The sequence below is a fragment of the Actinoplanes oblitus genome (assembly GCF_030252345.1).
GTDB lineage: Bacteria > Actinomycetota > Actinomycetes > Mycobacteriales > Micromonosporaceae > Actinoplanes > Actinoplanes oblitus.
The window spans coordinates 6849362-6864275 of record NZ_CP126980.1 but is presented as its reverse complement, the minus strand read 5'-3'; the positions used below and the strand labels follow the sequence as shown (position 1 = coordinate 6864275).

General features: G+C 70.9%; 14 protein-coding genes and 1 pseudogene. 6 read left to right on the top strand and 9 right to left on the bottom strand.

Translation table 11 applies throughout. The annotated features are described in order from the left end of the window. Positions 1-363 precede the first annotated feature (363 nt). Together Actob_RS30945 and Actob_RS30940 are read left to right on the top strand one after the other, a co-directional pair. Positions 364-3480 (top strand): DEAD/DEAH box helicase, encoded by a 3117-nt coding sequence (locus tag Actob_RS30945; protein WP_284915389.1) that lies wholly within the window; start codon positions 364-366, stop codon positions 3478-3480. A gap of 278 nt (positions 3481-3758) precedes the next feature. Further along, positions 3759-4343, top strand: coding sequence for a hypothetical protein (locus tag Actob_RS30940; protein ID WP_284915388.1), 585 nt, complete (start codon positions 3759-3761; stop codon positions 4341-4343). 92 nt (positions 4344-4435) lie between these two features. Here Actob_RS30940 and Actob_RS30935 read toward each other — a convergent pair whose 3' ends face one another. From Actob_RS30935 to Actob_RS30915, 5 genes are all read right to left on the bottom strand, one after another. Beyond that, positions 4436-5311, bottom strand: a complete 876-nt coding sequence (locus Actob_RS30935) for a hypothetical protein (RefSeq protein ID WP_284915387.1) — start codon at positions 5309-5311, stop codon at positions 4436-4438. A 301-nt stretch (positions 5312-5612) separates the two neighbouring features. Beyond that, positions 5613-6578: a VOC family protein gene (locus Actob_RS30930; RefSeq protein ID WP_284915386.1), complete on the bottom strand. Its 966-nt coding sequence runs from the start codon at positions 6576-6578 to the stop codon at positions 5613-5615. Continuing rightward, positions 6571-7638, bottom strand: coding sequence for a 4-oxalomesaconate tautomerase (locus Actob_RS30925; protein ID WP_284915385.1), 1068 nt, complete (start codon positions 7636-7638; stop codon positions 6571-6573). The genes Actob_RS30930 and Actob_RS30925 overlap by 8 nt, the downstream gene beginning before the upstream one ends. Beyond that, on the bottom strand, positions 7635-8312 hold the full coding sequence (locus Actob_RS30920; protein WP_284915384.1) for a 4-carboxy-4-hydroxy-2-oxoadipate aldolase/oxaloacetate decarboxylase: 678 nt from the start codon (positions 8310-8312) through the stop codon (positions 7635-7637). Before Actob_RS30920 ends, Actob_RS30925 begins: the two co-directional genes overlap by 4 nt. Continuing rightward, entirely contained in the window at positions 8309-9034 is a 726-nt protein-coding gene (locus tag Actob_RS30915) for a PIG-L deacetylase family protein (protein ID WP_284915383.1), read from the bottom strand. The genes Actob_RS30920 and Actob_RS30915 overlap by 4 nt, the downstream gene beginning before the upstream one ends. Before the next feature lie 317 nt (positions 9035-9351). On the opposite strand from Actob_RS30915, the pseudogene Actob_RS44220 reads away from it, so the two are divergent. Further along, positions 9352-9483 (top strand): annotated as a pseudogene (locus Actob_RS44220) (transcriptional regulator); the annotation flags it as partial. A 230-nt stretch (positions 9484-9713) separates the two neighbouring features. On the opposite strand, the gene Actob_RS30905 reads toward Actob_RS44220, so the two are convergent. The 4 genes from Actob_RS30905 to Actob_RS30890 all read right to left on the bottom strand — a co-directional run bounded on the left by Actob_RS30905 (position 9714) and on the right by Actob_RS30890 (position 12968). Then, positions 9714-10121: a hypothetical protein gene (locus Actob_RS30905; RefSeq protein ID WP_284915382.1), complete on the bottom strand. Its 408-nt coding sequence runs from the start codon at positions 10119-10121 to the stop codon at positions 9714-9716. Positions 10122-10558: 437 nt separating this feature from the next. Continuing rightward, on the bottom strand, positions 10559-11605 hold the full coding sequence (locus Actob_RS30900) for an amidoligase family protein (RefSeq protein ID WP_284915381.1): 1047 nt from the start codon (positions 11603-11605) through the stop codon (positions 10559-10561). Continuing rightward, positions 11602-12447, bottom strand: coding sequence for a hypothetical protein (locus tag Actob_RS30895; RefSeq protein WP_284915380.1), 846 nt, complete (start codon positions 12445-12447; stop codon positions 11602-11604). The genes Actob_RS30900 and Actob_RS30895 overlap by 4 nt, the downstream gene beginning before the upstream one ends. After that, positions 12444-12968: a SigE family RNA polymerase sigma factor gene (locus Actob_RS30890; protein ID WP_284915379.1), complete on the bottom strand. Its 525-nt coding sequence runs from the start codon at positions 12966-12968 to the stop codon at positions 12444-12446. The genes Actob_RS30895 and Actob_RS30890 overlap by 4 nt, the downstream gene beginning before the upstream one ends. A gap of 107 nt (positions 12969-13075) precedes the next feature. Here Actob_RS30890 and Actob_RS30885 point away from each other — a divergent pair, with 107 nt between their 5' ends. From Actob_RS30885 to Actob_RS30875, 3 genes are read left to right on the top strand one after another with little or no spacing between them, the layout of a single operon-like run. Then, positions 13076-13408, top strand: a complete 333-nt coding sequence (locus Actob_RS30885) for a PadR family transcriptional regulator (protein WP_284915378.1) — start codon at positions 13076-13078, stop codon at positions 13406-13408. Continuing rightward, positions 13405-14214 carry an ATP-binding cassette domain-containing protein gene (locus Actob_RS30880; protein ID WP_284915377.1) on the top strand — a complete coding sequence of 270 codons (810 nt, stop codon included), beginning with the start codon at positions 13405-13407 and terminating at the stop codon, positions 14212-14214. The genes Actob_RS30885 and Actob_RS30880 overlap by 4 nt, the downstream gene beginning before the upstream one ends. Then, positions 14211-14885, top strand: coding sequence for a hypothetical protein (locus Actob_RS30875; RefSeq protein WP_284915376.1), 675 nt, complete (start codon positions 14211-14213; stop codon positions 14883-14885). Before Actob_RS30880 ends, Actob_RS30875 begins: the two co-directional genes overlap by 4 nt. Positions 14886-14914 lie beyond the last annotated feature (29 nt).

The window sequence follows — 14914 nt, the reverse complement described above, 5'->3', positions numbered from 1 at the left end:
GGCTGGTCGTACGAGGAGCCGGTAGCCAGAGCCTGCCCCACGTGCGGAGGTCAGTTGCACAGCTTCCGCAAACCGTACGAGACCCGAGGACGGCAACAGCGGTACGTGGCGCTGGTGTGCCCCGTGTGCCCGGCTCTGTTCACCCTGCCCGATCTTGGCCTGCGGACCTATGGCCAGGTGAAGAAGCCCGTCCGGCCCGGCGGTGCCACGGAGGCGCCGCGCTCGCCGCGGCCGGGAACCACGGTGGCGGGCCGCCCTGCGTCTACGCCCGCCCCAGCTCCGGCAACACCGACCCCGGTTCGGTCGACACAGGTGAACGGCGAGGCGGCGCGGCGCCGAGACGTCTTGCGGTACTGGCGGTCGGTGGAGTTGTTCGCGGCGCAGACACTGGAACGCCCTAACCCGCGCGAGCGTCGGTATGCGCCACGGCCCGGTGATCTTCTGCCGTGGCAGGACGGGCATGCACTGGGGCGCCAGGATGTCGGCACTGACTTCGTGTGGCGGCACAGCGTGTATGGCGGGGTGTTCTCGCTGGACCGGGTGCATGCGGTGACACAGCGGGTGCTCGGCACATCGCCGGAGGATGTCGACGAGCGGATCCCGCGTGGGGACACGGCGCTGTTCGCGGTCGTGCTGACCAGCGACGGGCGGATGCTGCTGGACACCCTGGTGCTGTCGACCGCCGGGTGGGCGGCAGGCCGGACGACCGATCCGGGTCCGCACAACCCGGGCTGGCTGGACGGGTTCGATACCGACGAGCAGCGCTGGGCTGACCGGGTGCGGGACCTCGTCGCCGCTGCGGACGACGACCACGAAGCGGCCCGTCTCCTGGAGGACGGCATCGCGGTCAGCCAGCCGGTTGGTCCGCAGTTGCTTACGCGGGTAGTGGAGATGACCAGCGACCTGCTCGGTGTCACCGAGACGCTGCAGCCGCAAGGGCTACGAATACACAGCGAGCGGGTCAAAGCATGGCGCGAGCTCGACGCTCAGAGCGATTTCCTCAACAGCTTCTTCGTCGAAGACCTGCGCCGGGTCGCGGACGCTGCCGCCTCCGGTGACTGCGGACCCGCACTGGTCGACTATCTCAGCAGTGATGACGCCGTCGCCGGGTTGCCGCATTGGGATGTCCGCGACACCGAGCAGACCGGCCGGCTGCTCGACGAACTGGCGCCGGAACGGGTGCCGGCCGGACGCTGGCCCGCGAAACCCGCCCATTCGCTAGCCACCAGCCAACAGCTCGCCATCAACGCCATGCTTCACCGGCTGTCCGGCAACGCCGGAGTGTTCGCGGTCAACGGACCGCCCGGCACCGGCAAGACCACCATGTTGCGCGACCTGATCGCCGCACTGGTAGTCGAACGAGCCCGCCGACTGGCGACCCTGCGCAGCCCGGCCGGCGGCTTCACTACCTCGGAGCTGGGGTGGAAGACCGACAAGAAGCAGCGGCGAATCCGGGCTCTGAAAGCGGAGCTGACCGGGTTCGAAATGGTGGTCGCCTCGGCCAACAACGGTGCCCTGGCCAATGTGACCCGCGAGATCCCGCAAACCAAGGCGATCGACGACCACTGGACCGGCGAAGCGTCCTACCTGCGCCAGCACGCGGAACGGGTCCTCGGCGAACCCGCCTGGGGCCTGGTCGCGGCGATGCTGGGTAACAAGACCAACCGGCGTGAGTTCCTGGGCCGATTCTGGTATGGCGATCCCGCCGACCCGCGGAAGAAGAGCGGTGACGACGGGCCGGGCTTCTTCGACTGGCTCAAACAGGCCGACAGCGTCCCCGCTTCGTCGTGGGCACAAGCGGTCAGGGCCTTCAACGAGGCGCTCGCAACCGAGAAGCGGCTGCGTGATGCCCGGCAGCACGCGCACGCCGTTCTCCGGAGACTGCCGCAGTTGCGGCAGGCGGCTGATGCTGCCGCCGTGCGGTACGACGAGGCAGCCGAACGGCACCGGCGTGCCGAGGCCGTCGCCGGTGACGCGGCCGCTACTGCGGCTACCGTCCGTCGCGCGCTCGAGGCAGCGGCCGCCCGGCGGGCCGCGCATCGGGATCTCAAGCCCGGTCTGTGGGAGAACGTGTTCACCTTCGGCAAGGCGATCCGACGCTGGCACGCCGAGGACATCCCTCTGCAAGCCGCCCTTTCCGCAGCCGAACAACACGCCCGGACCGCAGCTGACGCCCAGGTCGCCACGCGCAGTGCCGCACGAACGGCGGCGGAAGCGGTGAGTCGTGCCGCAACCATGCATACCCGCGCCGCTGCCGAACGCGATGCTGCCATGGCGATCGTCGACCAGGCGCGCCGCGACTATCCCGGTGCGGTGCCGGATGCCACCTGGCTGGCCGACGAGGAGCACCGAGAACTCGCCGCACCATGGGCGGACGAGGAATGGAACACTGCCCGCACCAAGGTCTTCCTGGCCGCGCTCAATCTGCACACCGCGTTCCTGACCGGTGCCGCCGGCATCATGCGAGCCAACCTGACCGCCGTTGCCGACATCCTTTCCGGTCAGGCCCCCGGCAGCGCACCGGCTGCCGCGATCCGCGCCGCCTGGCAGTCGTTGTTCATGGTCGTGCCGGTCATCTCCACCACGTTCGCCTCCGTGGAGCGGCTGCTACGCCCGCTCGGTGCCGAAGCACTCGGCTGGCTGCTCGTCGACGAGGCCGGTCAAGCCGCGCCGCAGCAGGCCGTCGGAGCGATCTGGCGCAGCCGCAGGCTGGTCGCCGTCGGTGACCCGCTGCAGCTCGAGCCCGTCGTCACCGTCCTGCACACCACCCAACAGGCCTTGCGCCGCCATCATCGGGTGGCCGGAACCTGGCTGCCCGGTGGTGGTTCCGTGCAGACTCTCACCGACCGGCTCACTCCGCTCGGCACCCACCTGCCCGACCCCAACGACCCGGAGTCCAAGGTCTGGGTCGGCGCACCCCTGCGGGTGCACCGGCGCTGCGACAACCCGATGTTCGACATCGTCAACACCGCCGTCTACGACCAACTCATGATCCACGGCACCGCGCCTCGCCCGCACCCGCTCACCACACGCGAGAGCTCCTGGATCGATGTCGTCGCCACCGAAGCCGAAGGCAACTGGATCCCCGCCGAAGGCGACGCCGCGGCCCGCATCGTCAACTACCTGATCAACGCTGGTATCGGCCCCGACCAGCTCATGATGATCAGCCCGTTTCGTGACCCCGCCCGCCGGCTACGACAGCGTTGGCAGCCCATCCATCCGAAGATGACCTGCGGCACCGTCCACACAGCCCAAGGTAAGGAAGCCGACGTCGTCCTGTTCGTCCTCGGCGGCAACCCGACCCGTCCCGGAGCCCGGGCTTGGGCCGCCAGCCAGCCCAACCTCTTCAATGTCGCCGTCTCCCGCGCGAAGCAACGCCTCTACGTCATCGGCAACCATGACAGCTGGGCGAAGCTGCCCTACTTCAGCACTCTCGCCCAGACTCTCCCGACACGCCAGTTGAAGGAGCAGCAAGGGTGAAGGCAACCGAAGGCGCACCACCCGGGGGAGAGCCCGAAGCCCGCGAGCCTCCGACGAAAGCGGTCGCGGGTCAGGACGTCTCGAAGAGTGCGGCCGGTACTACGCCGCCACGCCCGCGGGCCTCAGCCGCCTCTGGATGGTCATGTTCCGCCCATCCGACGCGCCGCCAGAAGCCGCTCGCCTTCGCATCCAGCCTCGGCTTCGCGGTCCGTACGGGCAACCGCACGCTGGCCGCCAGTACTGTCACCGCACTGCTGGACTGCGTACCGGAGGACACGATGCCCGCATGGGAGACGTTGCGACAGCTGCTGAGATCACCGGCGGTCGGTGACACGCCGGCCGGCGGGCCGATGGTGCGGGAGCCGTGGGGCCGGGATTTCCCGTCCGACTACCGGCGTTTCGTCGACGAATACGGGGCCGGGACGATACAGGCCTACCTGGACGTGCTGGCGCCGGACGGGATGCGCACGGAGACCGCGAACGCGGAATATCAGTGGGCCGAGACGGCGAAGGCGCCGGAACTGGCGGGCGCGAACCCGGTGCTGATCGCCTGGGGCACCACTGCCGACGCGGACATCCTGTGCTGGGACGGCTCCGGGGCCGACCCCGATCGCTGGCCGGTGCTCGTCTACTGCCGGACCTGGTCGATCTGGCGGCGGTACGACCTCACGGCCACGGAGTTTCTCGTCCGGGTCCTGCGGGGCGGATTCCCGGAGAATCCGCTCGGCGGCGCCGGGCTCTTCGGCGCCGGGACCGCCACCTTCCTGACCGATGCCGAGCAGCGCGGGCGGCTGCGTGCCGGGCTGGATCCGTGGACGGGCGAGCCGGACCCGTACGCGGGGATGTACACCTACCCCGAGTAGCGGGCACTGGGTGGCGTCGCCGGGCCCGGGCCCCGTTGTGGTCAGGCCGGGACCCGCCCATCCGGTTCGGCTCGCTCGCGCCGCGGTGCTCCTCAGTTGTGCGTGTGCGCGGAGGTGGTGCTGGCGGTGAACTCGGCGAGGTGCACCCTTCCGCCGTGCTGGAACTCCAGGAAGAGCCGGTAGACCCCGGCCGCCGGGACCCGCGCGTCGAAGGTGACATCCGGGCCGGCCGCGGTGCCCTCCTGCGGGTGCATGTGCAGGTAGGCGAGGTCGCCCTGGCGCAGCGCGACCAGGTGACCGTAGGCGCCGAGATAGGGCTCCAGGGTGACCGGCTGCCCGGCCTTGCTGACCGAGACGGTCATCCACGACTCGGTGCCGGCCTGGGGGTCACCGGCGCGGGTCACCGTGTAGCCGTCCACGACCGTCTCCCAGGTGGGTCCCGGCAGCTCCCGCGGCTGGTAGTCACCGGCTGCCGGGATGTCGGCGCCTAGCACGAAGTTGTCGCCGCGGGCGCGCGGCGTGAAGTCGGCGAACATCCGATACTGCCCCGGCGGCCCGGCGGTGAACGTCGCCGACCAGGTGCCGTCGGCGGCGCGGGTGGGGTGCGGATGCTGGTAGCCGGCGAGGTCGCGCCGGACCACGATGAGGTGCAACTCGGCCCCGTGCTCGGCGGTGTACTGCGTGACCGGCTTGCCGTCCGGCCCCAGGATCCGGAAGGCGAGGACCTGCCGGCGTCCCGGGCGGAGCGCGGTGGTCACCGGACTGAGCGCGTAGCCACCCTGGGTGATCTGCAGCCCGCCCGGCAGCTGTGTGGTGGTCGCCTCGTGGCCGGCGTGCCCCTCCGCCGTGGCGTGCGGCGTCTGTGTGGCGGGCTTGTCCGTCCCGGCCAGGCGGCCGGCGCTCACGGCCGCGCCGAACAGCACGATCAACCCCAATGCGTACGCGCTGAGCCGCACCGAAGTCCTCATCGCTCCACCATACTCATACCCCTAGGGGGTACAAGGCCCACGCTCTCCGGAATCAGCACTCCCGCCTTGCTGACCTTCCTCTCACGGTAGGTTTCCGGTCCCTGTCGACCCCTGCGGGGTACGCTCGCAGCCCCGCACCCGCCGTCGCCACTCCGGCCGTGCGCGCTTCCCGGCCGTCGGCGTCCCCGTCCCGGCCCCGGCCCCAGCCCGGTCCCGCCCTGGCCCCAGCCGTAGTCCTATGTGGTCGACAGTCTGAAGCCGGAGCGGCCTGGTGCCCCCGGGACGCCGGCCGCGCGGAAGGTCAGGCCCACTCGGCCTCGGCCACCGGCGGTGTGCCGTGGGTGTGGAACGTCTCGATGGTCTTGAGACCCCAGGCCTGCCCCTTGGCCCGCTCCGCCTCGGTCCAGGTGACCACCTCGTGGTCCGGGGCGAGCAGCAGTCGCGCGCCGGCGTTGCACAGCTCGATCCGGTTGCCGCCCGGCTCGTAGACGTACAGGAAGAACGTCTGCTGGATGGCGTGCTTGTGCGGGCCGGTCTCGATGTGGACACCGGCCTCGAGGAACACGTCAGCGGCCCGCAGGATGTCCTCCCGGGTGTCCGTGGCGAACGCGATGTGGTGCAGCCGGCCGGTCGAGCCGGTCCAGTCCCGGGTGTAGACCACGTCGTACGACTTGTCGCCGAACGTGTACCAGACGGCGGCCTTGGTGCCGTTGTCCAGCACGATCTGCTCACTGGGCCGGCCGCTGAGCGACTCGTTGACGAACGTCTCGTTCTCCGGCACGTCCCTGGCCAGGAAGTTGATGTGGTCCAGACGGCGCGCGTTCGAGCCGCGCCCGGGGAACCGTGCCGCCTGGTTCTTCAGCGACGGCCGGGTCTCGTCCGAGGCGACGTAGCGCCGGGTCTCCCAGTAGATGCCGAACGGATGCCCGTCCGGGTCGGTGAAGTGATAGACCGGCCCGTACGCCGGCTCGTCCTTGCTCCAGCCCTCGCCGAGGCCGGACCGCTCGATCGCCGCGACCCGGCGCTCCAGCGCCTCCGGACTGCTGGCGCGCAGCCAGCTCCGCCCGATTCCGGAGGCTGGCGCCGCCGTGACCTTGACCGAGAACCTCTCGTAGTCGTCCCAGGTGTGCAGATAGACGCTGTCGCCGCGGCGATCCACCACCTCCATCGCCATCTGGTCGGTGAAGAACCGCACGGTGTCGTCCAGCACCGGGGTGAAGAGTTCGACCGCGGAGACGTGCGCGATGTCGCGGGTACGTTCAGCCATGTGTTACCTCACGGGGGTAGACCTGCCCCTCCAGGAGCAGGCGAGCGGTGCTCACGATCGCTGAGCGGCCGACCGTGATCTCGTCTCCGGCCACGTCCACGTCGATGACCACGTCGTAGAAGCCGGTGGGGTGTTCCAGGCGGATCGTCGCGGGGTGCTCCGGAACGAACGCGACGCTGCCCGGGAGGGCGGCGGCGGTGCCGGCGCTGACGGCGGCGAGCACACCGATCGAGGCGTGCACCCGGTGCGGGATGAACATCCGGGTGCACAGCGTGCCACCGTGCGACGGCGGCGCGACCAGGCACATCTTCGGCACCGTGGTGGCCGAGACGTCGCCCAGGCCCATCAGCTTGCCGGCGATCAACCGCAGCTCCTCGACCCGGCGGCACAGGCCGGCGTTCGCCTCCAGCCGGGCCGGCGTCTCGTAGCCGGAGACACCCAGGTCGTCGGCGTTCATCAGGACGACCGGCATGCCGTTGTCGATGCACGTGGCCGGGATGCCGGCCAGGTCGTCGCGGACCCGGCCGGTGGGCAGCAGGCCGGACGCGACCGAGCCGGCGGTGTCCCGGAACTCCACTTCGATCCGGGCGGCGGTGCCCGGGACGCCGCTGAGCGCGGTCTGCCCGGCGTATGCGACGCGGCCGTCCGGGGTGGGCACGGTGATCACGGCCAGGGCGCCGGTGTTGACCATCCGTACCCGGACCTCGGTCTGGTTTTCCCGGGCGGCGACGAGGCCACGTTCGATCGCGAACGGGCCGACCCCGGCCAGGATGTTGCCGCACGGCTGTTCCGCGCTCACCATCGGCTTGTCGACGTGAACCTGCAGGAAGAGATAGTCGACGTCGGCGCCGTCCGCATCGGACCGGCTGATCACGGCGACCTTGCTGGTCAGCGGATGCCCGCCGCCGATGCCGTCGATCTGCCGCGGGTCCGGCGAACCCATGATCGCCAGCAGCAGCCGGTCCCGCTCGGCCGGGTCGGCCGGCAGGTCCTCGGCGCGGAAGTACGCCCCCTTGGACGTCCCGCCGCGCATCACCAGAACCGGAACCGGGACACTCATCGGTACTCCACGCCGAGCTGTTCGAGCAGCGGGCGCAGCTGGTACATGTCCACGCCCAGCTCGCCGGCGGCCAGCCTCTCGCGTTTCGCCGCCTCGTTCGCGGTACGGTCGCGAGCCGCGTCGAGAACCGTCGAAGCGCGCTCCCGGGGGATCACCACGATGCCGTCGTCGTCGGCGACCACCGCGTCCCCCGGGTTGATCACCTGGCCGCCGGCCACCACCGGGACGTTCACCGAGCCGGGGCTTGCCTTCACCGTGCCCTGCGGACTGATCGCCCGGGCCCACGCCGGGAAGCCCATCGCGCGCAGCTCGGCCACGTCGCGCACGCCGGCGTCCAGGATCACGCCGATCGCGCCGTGTGCGGCCAGGGAGGTGGCGAGCAGCTCGCCGAGCATGCCGTCGGTGGACGGCGAGGTCGTGGTGATGACCACGACATCACCGGGGCGGACGGTCTCCACCGCCGCGTGGATCATCAGGTTGTCGCCCGGGTGGCAGGACACGGTCACCGCGGAGCCGGCGATGCGCGCGCCGCTCTGGATCGGCTTCACGCTCGGGTCCAGCGACCCGCGCCGCCCGTCCGCCTCGTGGACCGTGGAGACGCCCTGCTCGGCGAGCCCGTGCAGGACTTCTGCGGGAACCCGCTCGACGTGCTGGACGACGACGTGGCGGCTCACGACAACTCCCGGGTGACCTGCGGGTAGATCCGCATGTAGGCCTCGCCCCTGGTCTCGTCCGGCAGGCCCAGGTTGGGCCCGGAATTGCGGGCGGCCTGCAGCCCGCGCCGGGCGCCCAGCTCGGTGTAGTAGGTGTGCAGGTGTCGCTGCGCGGCCAGGATCTCCATCGCCTCCCGCTTGCGATCCCACACCTCGGTGATGTCCAGCAACACGTTCGGCACGAAGCCGCACTGCTCGGGCTGGTGCGGCTCGAAGCAGAAGACCGGCGGCGCGCCGATCACCTCGCCCGTCCCCTCGACGCCCGGCGCCTGGGCCAGCACCCGCGCTTTGAGCGCGATCTGGTGGGCGAACGCGTGGTCGCCGTTGTAGGGGTCGGCCGGTGCGTGAGTCAGCACCACCGCCGGCTGCACCGCGCGGTACAGGTCGATCAGGCCCTGCAGCAGCTCGGGCGTCTCGACGAGCGGATAGTCGTTCGCGTCGAAGAACCGGATTTCCGCGCCGAGCACCTTCGCGGCCTGCGCGGCCTCCTCGCGCCGGACCGCCTTGACCTGGTCGAGGGTGTACCCCTTGCGCCAGAGGGAGGCGGACTCGCCGCGCTCTCCGAAGCTCATGCAGCCGATCACCACTCGCCGGCCACGGGAGTTCGCGAGCGCGATCGCGCCGGCGGCACGCCAGACGAAGTCTCCGGGGTGTGCGGTGAGTACCAGGGTGGCATCGGTCATGACGGCTCCCCATCGTCTGCCAATATGATTGTCAACAACAAATGCGCTGCTGACCCGCGCGTCGCTCACACTAGGGCAAGTGATTCGCTCAAACAATTGTTGACAATTTTGTAGCCTTGCTGGAAGGCTTGCGGTCCGGTGAAGGCGGCTTGCCGATACTGCAGCGATGGGAGTCGATGCATCCGAGGGCTCGGCGCGCACCGTGATCTTGCGCGGCGGACCAGGCGCCGGGTCAGCCAGCTGGAGCTGGCGGTCCGGGCCGGCACCACCCAGCGCTACCTCAGCTTCATCGAGAGCGGCCGCTCGTTCCCCGGCCGCTCACGGAGGGCGCGGCCGCGCACCTGCTCACCCCGCCGATCAACGTGCCCCGGCTCCAGCTCCATCCGGAGGGCCTCGCCCCGCGCATCGTCAATCTTGACGAGTGGGCCTGGCACGTGATCGACCGGGTCCAGGCGGATCGCATGCGTAATCCGACCGACCGCCTCATCCAGCTCTGCCTCGAGTTGGTCGACCTGGCGCCGCCGATGCCCGACGAGCTCTCCCCGAGCTATCTGGGCTTGGCGGGGTGGTGAAAGCAAAGGAGGTGCTAGGGCGGCCCTGGCGGGCGCCAGGACCATGCGGGACGACGGGACCGAGCGGGGCGGCAGGACCAGGCGACGCCGCTGTCGGCGGAGCTGCGCTAATCCGTCAGCTTCAGGTCGATGATGACGCCGTGATCCGCGCACGCGGACTGGAGACCGCTGATGTGCTCGGTCAACGGCTGGAGGTAGGTGAGTGCCACCATCTCGTTGTCCGGTCCCCATTGCGTTAGCTGCCACAGCACGTCCATCAGCTTCGTGCCATGTTCCCGCAGGTCAGCGTAACGGGAGTTGGCGAAGACCTGCCGCATCGACAGATATTCGTCCTTGGTCAGCTTGTCGTCGGCCGTGCCGCCGCCGTTCTTCTCCTGATCGGCGAGCGCCCGGCAGGCCGTCACCCCGGAGTCCTCACGCAGCACCCGGTCGTAGAGCAGCCACCCGCCCCCAGCGAGCAGCATCAGCGACAGCGCCGCCACCGCGGCGAGCCAGGGCCAGAGCGGCCGGCCCACGGGTGGTGCCGGCGAGTAACCGGAAACGAACGGCTGAGTCCGGGGCAGGCTGACATGCGGTTCCCGCGGCGGCACAGCGGACGCGGAATCCCGCGGCCACGAAGGCGGCGGAGACGCGGAGCCCGGTGACCACGCAGAAGACAAGTAAGGTGAGGAAGCCCGCGGCCGCGGTGAGGGCGGCGAGAACGGGGGAGTGTGCGACCACGGTGGGGCCGCGGGATCCGGGGGCTGCGGCGAGGACGGTGGGGGTGCGGGATCCTGGGACCACGGAGAAGGTGGCGGAAGGGGCGGCTGCTGGGGTGGGTACGTCATGTCACTCCACAGGGTCGGTCCGACACACCGGCCGCCGGACCCGAGCGGCCCGCCTACCCCACTCTCAGCCGCCGCACCGCCCCCCACAGTGGGCCGAACGGTCAGGAGTCCCCCCGGTCACCCGATCAGGCGCGCCCGGCGAGCGCCTCCGCGGCCAGCTCCAGCAACATGTCCACGTCACCGCCCGCCGGGATCGGCTCCGGGTCCAGGCAGCGTTCCAGCAGCAGCTCGACCAGCGCGGCGCGGTCCACGATCGGGCCGGCCTCGATGGCGCCGGGGAGGATGCGGATCTCCACGGTGTCCCGGACCGGAGTGTCGGTGAGCAGCTGGGTCAGGTTCACGTCGAAGTACTTCGTCAGCTCACCTTCGGCCGCGGCGGCGCGCAGATCGTCGTACGTCGGATTCTTGGCCACCGCGTCCACCAGCGGTCCGGGCAGGGGCGCCAACCTGCGGCAGGCCGGGTTGGTGCGGAGCACCTCCCGCAGCGGCTCCCGCCAGTGCGCGAAGAGCCGGACCAGGTTGGCCAGAGCGTGCGGCGCCCGGAACGGCGCACCGTCCAGGTGGAGGTGCACCGCGGCCTCGTAGGGGACGGTGAACCCCAGCTCGCGCGCCGGCCTGAGCAGTTCGTCAAGCGATTCCTCGACATTCCCGGTCAGCGGCGGCGTGACGATCTCGCACGGCCGTTCCCGTTCGCCGCCGAGCGGCGCGGCCAGCGCGATGGTCACGTCGCCCGCGTCGTTCAGCCGGTACACGTCGCCGAGCTGCTGGACCTTGCTGCCCCAGAGACCGGCGGCTTCGTCCAGCACGGTGCCGATCGTGCCGCCCGGATCGCTGTGCCGGGCGAGCAGGCGCAGCAGCCGCCCGTCGTCGGTCAGCACCCGGAACCAGCCCGGCAGCGGTGGCGCCTTCGGATCCAGCCCGGCGAGCAGGGTGATGTCGTCGACCAGGGTGCAGAGCGGGGCGCCGTCCGGACGCAGCACCTCGAATCCCTGGGTCAGGTGCAGGAACCGCCCCAGCCCGGGGACCAGGGACGGTTCGCTGTCGGAGTGCCACACCGGCCGGACGCTGCCCCCGCAGCGCCCGGCCAGCTCCGTGGCGAGGCTGCGCCGGCTGGCTCCGGGAGGGGCCATGAGTTCGATCTCGAAGCCGGTACGCCGGCGCAGCCTGCTCACGGCTTGATCGGCAGCGTCTGGCCGGCCAGCAGCCTCTTGCCGCCCGCGATCTTCGCGTCGTACGGGGTCTTCAGCTTCCACATCTTGGCCAGCTTGACCGCGTCGTCGTAGTCGTAGCCGGCCTCGAAGAACGCGTTGACCTGCAGCTCCTCCTTGTACGCCCGGGCTGCCGCCGGGTCCGGCTTGACACCCGGCAGGGTCTGGCCGGCGAGGAGCCGCTTGCCGGCCTTGACCTTGGCGTCCCACGCGGAACCCAGTTTCCAGGTCTGGGCGAGCTTCACCGCGTCGTCGTAGTCGTAGCCGGCGCTGAAGAACTTCGTCACCGAGTCGGGGACTCCGTCCGTGCCCCCTGTCGACGGGTCGGCGGGCGTCGCCGGGCCGGGCTTGATCGGCAGCGTCTGCCCGGCCAGCAGCCGGCGCCCGGCCTCGGCCTTGACCCCGCCGATGTCGCCGACCGGCATGTTCCAGAGGATCGCCAGCTTCTCGGCCTCGTCGTAGTCGTAGCCGGCGCCGAAGTAGGCGTCGAGCGCCGCCTGATCCGGGTCGGCGACCGGGCTGGCGACCGGGCTGGCGGAGATGGCCGGGCTGGCCGGTGCGGCGGCCACGATGGGTGCCGTCCCCTCCGACGAGCCCTGGGCGCTGGGGAGGACGGCCGGCAGGTTCACCACCGCGGCGATCAGGCCGGCGCCCAGCGCGGTGCCACCGGCCATCGAGGCGCCCAGCCGGCGCCGCTTGTGCTTACGGGACAGTTCGACGACCCGGGCGTACACCTCGGCCGGATCGGGGGTTGGGGACTCGTTGCTCTCGAAGATTTGGCGGAGCCGGTCACCGTGGTACGTCACGACTTCTCCTCGGCGGAAATCAGGATCTCTCGCTCCGACTCGAGCCGGAGCGTTTTCAGCGCCTTCGAGGCCTGGCTGCGCACCGTTGCCGGGGAGCAGTTGAGCAGATCCGCGATGGATTCGTCGTCGAGTTGCTCGTAGTAGCGGAGTACGAGCACGGCTCGTTGCTTGCGCCCGAGTGTTGCCAGGCGGTGCCACAGCGCGTCGGTTTCGGCGATCCGGTCGGCGTGGTCGTGGACCGCACCGCGGGCGTCGTCGATCTCGACCAGGCGCTCGCCGGCGAGATGCAGGTTGCGCACCGACCAGGAGCGGCGCCAGGAGAGGTACTCGTTGAGCACCATCCGCCGGACGTACGCCTCCGGAGAGTCCGCCTCGCTGATCCGCCGCCACCGGACATGGGCCCGGGCCAGCACCTCCTGCACGACATCCTGCGCCAAGTGCCGGTCGCCGGTGAGGACGACCGCGTAGCGCAGCAGGCTGGGCAGTCGGGCCATCGCGAATTGCTCGAAGGTCACACCCATGTCGACGCCTCCCGCACGTTTCCTGTGCACCGCCCCGCCGATCTTTTTTCGGCAGTGAAGCGTCACCCCACTAGGTAGGCGGTCTGCTAAGCAGTTAGCCTGACTACATGATGCCCAAGCCGTGGTTGCACGGCTTCCTCGACCTGTGCCTGCTCGCCATGCTGCGCGAGCGCGCCGACTACGGTTACGGTCTGGCTCAGCGCCTGGCCGCGGCCGGGGTCGCCGACGTTCCCGGCGGCACCCTCTATCCTGCGCTGCTCCGGCTCGAGGAGCAGGGACTCGCGCTTCCCAGCTGGGCGCCCTCCGAGTCCGGCCCCCGCCGCAAGTACTACGAGATCACTCCGGCCGGCACCGCGTTCCTCGCCACGCGGGGAGCCCAGTGGTCGCGCTTCCGCGACGGGGTCGACGCCCTGCTGAGCGCCGCCCGGGAGGCCCGATGACCTGGCCGGAGCGTTTCGAGGCCGAGCTGGTGCGCCTCGGCGTACCGGAACCGCGCGCCCGCCGCCTCACCGAGGACACCGCCGCCCAGGCCGCCGAGCACGCCGCCGACCCGGCCGGCCTCTTCGGCCCCGCCCACCTGTACGCCCGCCACCTGGTCACCGAGCTGTCCGCCCCGGTCGGCCCGGAGCCGCCGCGCTTCGCGACGGCCGGCCCGGTCCTGCTGCGTCTCGCGGGCGTCGGGAAGCGATTTCGCCGCCGGACCGTCCTCCGCGATGTCGATTTGACGGTACGCGCCGGGCAGGTCGCCGCCATCGTCGGCGCCAACGGTTGCGGCAAGTCCACCCTGCTCCGCATCTGCGCCGGGCTCACCCGTCCGGACGCCGGCACGGTGCACCGCACCCGCCGGGTCGGTTACGTCCCGCAGGACGGCGGCACCGCCGGCTGGCTCACCGCCGACGAGCACTTCACCCTGTTCGGCGCCGCCGCCGGCGTGGTGCCACGGCGCGCCCGCTCCACCGGGACGCACCTGGCGGCGAGGCTGGCCTGGCGCCCCGATGCCGGGCAGCGCGTGCAGCAGCTCTCCGGTGGCACCCGGCAGAAGCTGAACCTGGTGCTCGGCGAGCTGCACGGCCCCGACCTGCTCCTGCTCGACGAGCCCTATCAGGGCTTCGACCAGGGGACGTATCTCGATTTCTGGCGGCAGGTGCACGCCTGGCGGGATGCCGGCCGGGCCGTCGTGGTGGTCACCCACCTGCTGCACGACCTCGGCAATGTCGACCACGTGCTGGATCTGGGGGAGCGATGACCGCGTTGGTGGTGGCCGGGTTGTCGGCCCGTGAGGTGAGCCGGCGACGTGCCGCGGTGCTGCTGGTGATCGCCCTGCCGCTCTGGTTCTACCTGGTCCGGCGGGATCTGGCCGGTCAGTCGATCCGGATGCTGGCGCTCGGCATCGCCTGGTCGATCTCCACGCTGACGCTCTTCGTGGTGAACGCGTCCCGCGGCGTGGATCCCCGGCTGCGCCTCTCCGGAGCGTCGGTGGCCGGCCTGGCCGGCGGCCGCCTGCTGGCGATGAGCGGCGCCGGCACGCTGCTGGCGCTCGGCTACTGGGCGCTGGTCGCCCTCGACCAGTCCGTGCCCCATCCGTTCGCCACCGGCCTGATCATGATGCTGGCCGGCCTGGTCGCCGCCCCGTTCGGCAGCCTGGTCGGCGCCCTGCTGCCCCGCGAGTTGGAGGGCGCCCTGGCCCTGCTCAGCGTCTGCGCGGTGCAGATGCTGGCCGACCCGGACGGCCTGGTCGCGAAACTGCTGCCGTTCTGGTCGGTGCGCCAGATCGGCACCTACGCGGTCGACGACGCCGGCATCGGCCTCCTCTGGCAGGGCCTGGCCCACTTCGCGGTGTACTGGCTGATCTGCACCGCCGGCACCCTGGCGATCTTCGCCTACCGCCTCCGGATCGTCCGATACCCCGAGCCGTAGCAAGCGGGAAGCCCGCGATCCCGGCCGGC

Coding starts and splice junctions, on each gene's coding strand:
- Actob_RS30940 (WP_284915388.1), top strand. CDS start 3,759: ATGCCCGCATGGGAGACGTTGCGACAGCTGCTGAGATCACCGGCGGTC.
- Actob_RS30935 (WP_284915387.1), bottom strand. CDS start 5,311: ATGAGGACTTCGGTGCGGCTCAGCGCGTACGCATTGGGGTTGATCGTG.
- Actob_RS30930 (WP_284915386.1), bottom strand. CDS start 6,578: ATGGCTGAACGTACCCGCGACATCGCGCACGTCTCCGCGGTCGAACTC.
- Actob_RS30925 (WP_284915385.1), bottom strand. CDS start 7,638: ATGAGTGTCCCGGTTCCGGTTCTGGTGATGCGCGGCGGGACGTCCAAG.
- Actob_RS30915 (WP_284915383.1), bottom strand. CDS start 9,034: ATGACCGATGCCACCCTGGTACTCACCGCACACCCCGGAGACTTCGTC.
- Actob_RS30890 (WP_284915379.1), bottom strand. CDS start 12,968: ATGGGTGTGACCTTCGAGCAATTCGCGATGGCCCGACTGCCCAGCCTG.
- Actob_RS30885 (WP_284915378.1), top strand. CDS start 13,076: ATGATGCCCAAGCCGTGGTTGCACGGCTTCCTCGACCTGTGCCTGCTC.
- Actob_RS30880 (WP_284915377.1), top strand. CDS start 13,405: ATGACCTGGCCGGAGCGTTTCGAGGCCGAGCTGGTGCGCCTCGGCGTA.
- Actob_RS30875 (WP_284915376.1), top strand. CDS start 14,211: ATGACCGCGTTGGTGGTGGCCGGGTTGTCGGCCCGTGAGGTGAGCCGG.